This is a genomic window from Methanobrevibacter sp. (assembly GCF_045644645.1).
Lineage (GTDB): Archaea > Methanobacteriota > Methanobacteria > Methanobacteriales > Methanobacteriaceae > Methanocatella.
In genome coordinates this window covers 1-5678 of sequence record NZ_JAZRHE010000004.1, presented here as the reverse complement: position 1 = coordinate 5678, position 5678 = coordinate 1, and the positions used below count along the sequence as shown (strand labels likewise).

The window sequence follows — 5678 nt, the reverse complement described above, 5'->3', positions numbered from 1 at the left end:
TTCAAAAAACAATGCCAAAATCAAGAAAACGAATATTCAAGACCACACGAGGTGTTTTAAAACGAATCTATCGCAGAGATCTAATTTGGAATAACAACCGCAAAAAGGATTTGGAAAATCAACAAAGTTTTTGAAAGAGTCATTATATTTCAAATGCTCACTTTAACTATATATAATTAAAAAAATTAAATGTTTAATATGGAAAATTTACCAACTGATATTAAAAAAATAATTAATAGCGCTTATCCCTACATTGAAGAATTTAACCCTGCACAAAAAGCAGTGATTGAATCAGGATATTTAGATGACAAATCAAACTACATCATTTGTATTCCTACAGCAAGCGGAAAAACCATTTTAGGAGTATTGCCTGCACTTAAAACAATCCTCAATGGAGGAAAAGCGGTTTATGCCGCGCCGCTTCTTTCAATACAAAATGAAAAGGTAAAAGAATTTAAAGCATTTGAAGAACATGGAATCAATGTGGGAAAACATCCCTCCAGCGCAGATTTATCAGTTATGGTTTTTGAGTCATTTGATGCGCTTACAAGGTTTTCATGGGATGCATTAAGGGATGTTGATACATTAATTATTGATGAATTTCATATGATCGGGGAATATACAAGAGGCCCTACACTTGAAGCTGCAATTACAAGAGCCAAAATCATCAATCCCAGTATGAGAATAATTGCCCTTTCAGCCACTTTGAGAAATATTGAAGAAATTGAAGGTTGGCTTGAAGGAACCTGTGTTGAACATGACTACCGGCCGGTGCCCCTTCACAAAGAAGTTTTGGATGCTGAAATGTTCAATACAAAAAATAAAAATGATGTTGTTGTAAAAGTAATTGAAAAAGCTATTAAAGACAAATCACAAGCATTGGCCTTTGTCTCAACAAGAAGATATACTGAAAGTCTAGCAACTTACGTTTCCGGGAAAATCAACAAAAAAATCAATGTAGATCAAAGAAAAAGATTTAAAGAAGTTTCCAAAAAGCTGCTTGAAGTTCCAAAGAAAAAAGGTTCCCTTCCAACAAGCACCTGCCTCAAATTAGCGGAAGTTGCTGAAAAAGGCGTTGCATTCCACCATGCAGGATTATTCAATGAACAAAAAGAAATTATTGAAGACGAATTCAGAAAAGGGAACATATTAATGATTACTGCAACTCCAAGTTTAATGTATGGAGTTAATCTGCCTTCAAAATCTGTTGTAATTAGAGACCATACCCGCTGGACCGGCAATGGTCCGCAGCCAATCCCTGTTTTTGACTATGAACAAATGTCCGGAAGAGCCGGCAGACCCCAATATGATGATGTCGGATACTCTTATCTTATTGCAAAAACAATGGATGAAGCTCTAAACCTTGAAGAATATTACATTGAAGGTGACATTGAACTGACCAATTCAAAATTAGTTGACAATAAAGACGCAATCTACAGACAGATAATAGCTCAAATCGCATCATCACTTTCCAAAAATTTAGATGAATTAACAGACTTTTTTGGAAAAACCCTTTACGGATATCAAATGAGCAATAATCCATCAATGGCACTATTCGCAGAGGACAGCTTAAGATATGAACTTGAAACCGCCTTACAGTTCCTACTTCAAAATGGAATAATAAGGGCAACCCCCGAAGGTCTTAAAGCAACAGAATTCGGTAATTTAATAGCAAGGTCAAACTATGCTGTTGAAACCGCAGTGAAAATTAAAGAGTACATTTCAAACATTAGCGAATTTAATGAAGAGGAATTCATTTATGCATTGTCTGAAACTCCAGATCTGCCATTAATATCATTTAAGGGAAGAAAATCAAAAGACCCCGTTCGTGACAAATTATCTGAAGCGGGCTTGTTTGCCGTAGATATTGGAAACCCCGAAGCGACTACAGTATCCCTAATTGAGTGGATTGATGAGAGAAGCGAATATGAAATTGAGAACAGGTACAATGTTTATTCCGCTTCAACTAGAAGATCCGCTTATGAAGCTTCACGACTCATAATCTTTGCTAAGAAAACATCTGAAGTTTTAGGTGATTATTCCAACCTAAAGGAATACGATATGCTGTCTGCCAGATTATATTATGGTGTTAAAAAAGACATTATTCCATTGGTTGTCGGCGTTAAACGTCTTGGAAGAAAAAGAGCTAGAAATTTAGTTAATGTATTTGGAACCGACTTAAGCAATGTTTCCGAAAATGAATTACAAAAAATAGAAGGAATCGGACCCAAATTAGCTTCAAAAATCAGGTTATTTACTGATAATTAAAAAAAAATAAAAAAAGAGGGGAGTTATCCTCCACCTTCAGCAACATTAGAATCCAGTTCAATGTTTTCTAAATCTAATGCTTTTTCTTTTAGTGCTTCAATATCGATTTCATCATTACCATCATCGAAAGATACTTTCTTTAAATCTTTCTCATCCAGTAATTCGACTAAATCTGAACGATACCATAACTCGGTTTTTTTAATATTTACCCAATCTATGCCATTTTCTGTTTTCAGGTCAACAATTTCCCCAATTGTTCCTGTATCAACATATCTGACATGATCGCCGATAGCAAGTTCTTTATCTCTTGCATCAAAAACCATACTAGATCTATTCATCTTCAATTTTAACTTCAACAGTCTCTGCGTCTGATTCTGCTTCTTCTTCGGCTTCTTCCTCTTGAGTGATTTCCTTGTTTAAGATAACATATGCACCAATGGTTGCAATATCATCAAAACTTATTTCAAGTTCGTCTCTGGAGAAGATGTTTATTTGTAAAGTTAAAGTAATTTTTTCGATTTTACCAGTTTCTGTGTTAAAATCTACATTGTCAATTTTTCCGACTACATTTGCATTTTTATCTAAAACAGTTGATCCTATAAATTCTTTAATTTTCATAGATATCACCTTCGTAATATATTATTATATTTAAATCACTAAATATTTAAATGAAACTATAATATATATTTAACTATTATTGTAAGAGGATAAAAAATGGAAAAAGCATGCAGAACCATAATTAACGATATTCTTGAAGGTAAAATCACTACACGAAAAGAACTTGAAGTTGAAAAAAGGCAACTATGCCGTGATTTAAAACTGTCAAGGTTCATGAGCAATTCTGATATTTTAGAATACGCAAAACCTGAAGAAAAAGAAATTGTTTCTGGACTTTTAAAGAAAAAACCAACAAGAACAATGTCTGGTGTTGCAATAGTTGCTGTAATGTGCCATCCCCACAAATGTCCTCATGGAAGATGTTTCTATTGTCCTGAAAGCGATATTGCTCCCCCAAGTTATACTGGTGAAGAACCGGCAGCACTTAGAGGAAGAATGTATGAATTCCATCCATATGTTCAATGTTTCAATAGGTTAAAGCAGCTTAAAAAGATAGGTCATCCTATAGATAAAGTCGAATTAATCATAATGGGCGGGACATTCCCATCAAGAGACTTGTGTTACCAGGAATGGTTTACATCACAATGCCTAAAAGCAATGACCGACTTCGGACTGATTATTGAAAACAAACCCGACAATTATGATTACAATTTAGATTATGATGAAATCAGAAGCTTTGAAAATGGAGTTTTAAAATCATACCCTCCAAGCGATTACGTTCTGATTGATGATGTCCAAAAAGCAAATGAAACTTCCAAAGTAAGATGCGTTGGAATGACCTTTGAGACACGTCCCGATTATTGTAAACAGGAACACATTAACAGGATGTTGAACTTTGGAGTTACAAGAGTCGAACTTGGTGTTCAGACATTGTCGGATGATTTGTATATAAAAATCAAAAGAGGCCATACGATAGCTGATGTGATTGAAGCCAATCAGCTTTTAAGGGATTCCGCCATAAAAGTGGCCATGCATATGATGCCGGGATTATTTGTTGATGAAAAGCAAGATTTGAAAATGTTCAAACAATTATTCAGTGATAACAACTTCAAACCTGACATGCTTAAAATATATCCTTGCCTTGTCACTGAAGGCAGCGAATTATATGACCTTTGGAAAGAAGGAAAATATGCCCCGTATACCGATGAGGAGGCTGTTGAACTAATCGTGGAAATCAAAAAGATTCTTCCGAAATGGGTCAGGACCATGAGAATTCAAAGAGACATTCCATCAACACTAATTGAAGCGGGGGTCAAAAAATCCAACCTTGGAGAGCTTGTCTACAATAAACTGGAGGAAGACCACATTGACTGCCAGTGCATAAGATGCAGGGAAATCGGCCATAAAAAGACCACACAGGAGTATTCCCTGGATGATTTTGAATTGTTTAGAGAGACCTATACCGCCTGTGAAGGAATTGAAAACTTCATATCCATTGAGGATATCAATGAAGAAAGTATTGCAGGATTCTTAAGATTAAGGTTCCCATCAAAAAATCATTTCAGAGAAGAAATAAGCGACAGAACGGCGCTTGTTCGCGAACTGCATGTATATGGAAATATGATTAAGATTGGAGATAAAAATCCTAAAATAGGTCAACACACCGGATTTGGCGAAAGACTGCTGAAAGAAGCTGAAAACCTGGCTATTGATAATGGAAAAGAAGAAATTGCAATAATCAGCGGAATAGGATCCAGAAATTATTATCGCAAGTTCGGATATGAAAAAGTCGGACCATACATGATGAAAAAAATATGAAAATATTTAAATAGTTCATTCGTATATATACTAACTAATTATAATGTGAGTGGTGAATATGTACAATATAAAAAATTCAAAAGAATTGGCAAGTTACATAAATTATACTAACTTAAACAATATCATCTCTGAAGAAGAAGTTAAAGAATTTTTAGAAAAAGCTAAAAAATCCACATTTAATTCTGTGATTGTTTCACCGACATACGTCTCACTAGCTAAGGAAACCTTAAAAGACACAGACATTAAAGTTGGAAGTGTAGTCGGATTTCCATTAGGTTTTGAAGATAGTGAAACAAAAGTGGCCGAGGTGAAATCCCTACTTGACAAAGGAGTGGATGAAATAGACGTAGTTGTTAACTTAAGCTATTTAAAAGACAAAAAATACGATTTGATTGGAAAAAAAATCGAAGAAATCAAAAAAATTATGGGAGATAAAACCTTAAAACTAACCATCGAAGTCAAAGCACTTGATGATGCTGAAAAATCAGCGGTTGTGCAAGTTGCTGAAAAGGCAGGTGCTGACTTTATTAAAAATTCAACCGGCTTTGTAGCCCCATGCCACATATACGAGATCGTAAACGACATCAACATCATCCAGAAATATGCTCCTAAAATCAAAATTGAAATCTATGGCGGAATCGACAGCTATAAAATAGCAAATCAAGTTTTAACTGCGGGAGCAGATAAAATTGCAAGTAACTACGGATATGAAATCGTGAAAAGATACAAGGAACTAAGGGAAAACACCCAAGTAACACCAAAACCAATTACCTTAACAAAATAATAGGTAATTACCTTTTCTTTTTTTTATTTTAAATTTCATTTTTACAAAAAGTACATCACCAAATAATTGAAAAAATCTTTAAAAACAGTAAGTAAAAGAGATGCCATGGGCCGGACTTGAACCAGCGACATCTAGATCTTCAGTCTAGCGTTCTCCCATCTGAACTACCATGGCATATGGACCGAACGAGATTCGAACTCGTGATCTCCTCCACGTCAAAGAGGAATCATACCCCTAGACCACCGGTCCT

5 protein-coding genes and 2 tRNA genes are annotated in these 5678 nt (G+C 35.0%); 3 read left to right on the top strand and 4 right to left on the bottom strand.

Features of this window, described 5'->3' with window-relative positions:
• The first annotated feature begins 189 nt into the window (after positions 1-189).
• On the top strand, positions 190-2268 hold the full coding sequence (locus ACKI4K_RS00230) for a DEAD/DEAH box helicase (protein ID WP_407421095.1): 2079 nt from the start codon (positions 190-192) through the stop codon (positions 2266-2268).
• 23 nt (positions 2269-2291) lie between these two features.
• On the opposite strand, the gene ACKI4K_RS00225 is transcribed toward ACKI4K_RS00230, so the two are convergent.
• Together ACKI4K_RS00225 and ACKI4K_RS00220 are read right to left on the bottom strand one after the other, a co-directional pair.
• Positions 2292-2606, bottom strand: coding sequence for a DUF2098 domain-containing protein (locus ACKI4K_RS00225; protein ID WP_407421093.1), 315 nt, complete (start codon positions 2604-2606; stop codon positions 2292-2294).
• Positions 2599-2886: a PRC-barrel domain-containing protein gene (locus ACKI4K_RS00220; RefSeq protein WP_407421091.1), complete on the bottom strand. Its 288-nt coding sequence runs from the start codon at positions 2884-2886 to the stop codon at positions 2599-2601. Before ACKI4K_RS00220 ends, ACKI4K_RS00225 begins: the two co-directional genes overlap by 8 nt.
• Positions 2887-2982: 96 nt before the next feature.
• Here ACKI4K_RS00220 and ACKI4K_RS00215 point away from each other — a divergent pair, with 96 nt between their 5' ends.
• Together ACKI4K_RS00215 and deoC are read left to right on the top strand one after the other, a co-directional pair.
• A complete protein-coding gene (locus ACKI4K_RS00215; RefSeq protein WP_407421089.1) occupies positions 2983-4644 on the top strand; it encodes a tRNA uridine(34) 5-carboxymethylaminomethyl modification radical SAM/GNAT enzyme Elp3 in 1662 nt (553 codons plus the stop codon).
• Between the two features lie 58 nt (positions 4645-4702).
• Positions 4703-5428: a deoxyribose-phosphate aldolase gene (deoC, locus tag ACKI4K_RS00210; protein ID WP_407421087.1), complete on the top strand. Its 726-nt coding sequence runs from the start codon at positions 4703-4705 to the stop codon at positions 5426-5428.
• A gap of 101 nt (positions 5429-5529) precedes the next feature.
• Here the strand turns inward: deoC and ACKI4K_RS00205 are convergent.
• Positions 5530-5602, bottom strand: a tRNA-Phe gene (locus ACKI4K_RS00205).
• A 3-nt stretch (positions 5603-5605) separates the two neighbouring features.
• Positions 5606-5677: transfer RNA gene (locus ACKI4K_RS00200), tRNA-Val, on the bottom strand.
• Position 5678 lies beyond the last annotated feature (1 nt).

What these genes read in the sequence shown, in the direction of transcription:
- ACKI4K_RS00230 (WP_407421095.1), top strand. Translation starts at nt 190, where the DNA reads ATGTTTAATATGGAAAATTTACCAACTGATATTAAAAAAATAATTAAT.
- ACKI4K_RS00225 (WP_407421093.1), bottom strand. Translation starts at nt 2,606, where the DNA reads ATGAATAGATCTAGTATGGTTTTTGATGCAAGAGATAAAGAACTTGCT.
- ACKI4K_RS00220 (WP_407421091.1), bottom strand. Translation starts at nt 2,886, where the DNA reads ATGAAAATTAAAGAATTTATAGGATCAACTGTTTTAGATAAAAATGCA.
- ACKI4K_RS00215 (WP_407421089.1), top strand. Translation starts at nt 2,983, where the DNA reads ATGGAAAAAGCATGCAGAACCATAATTAACGATATTCTTGAAGGTAAA.
- deoC (WP_407421087.1), top strand. Translation starts at nt 4,703, where the DNA reads ATGTACAATATAAAAAATTCAAAAGAATTGGCAAGTTACATAAATTAT.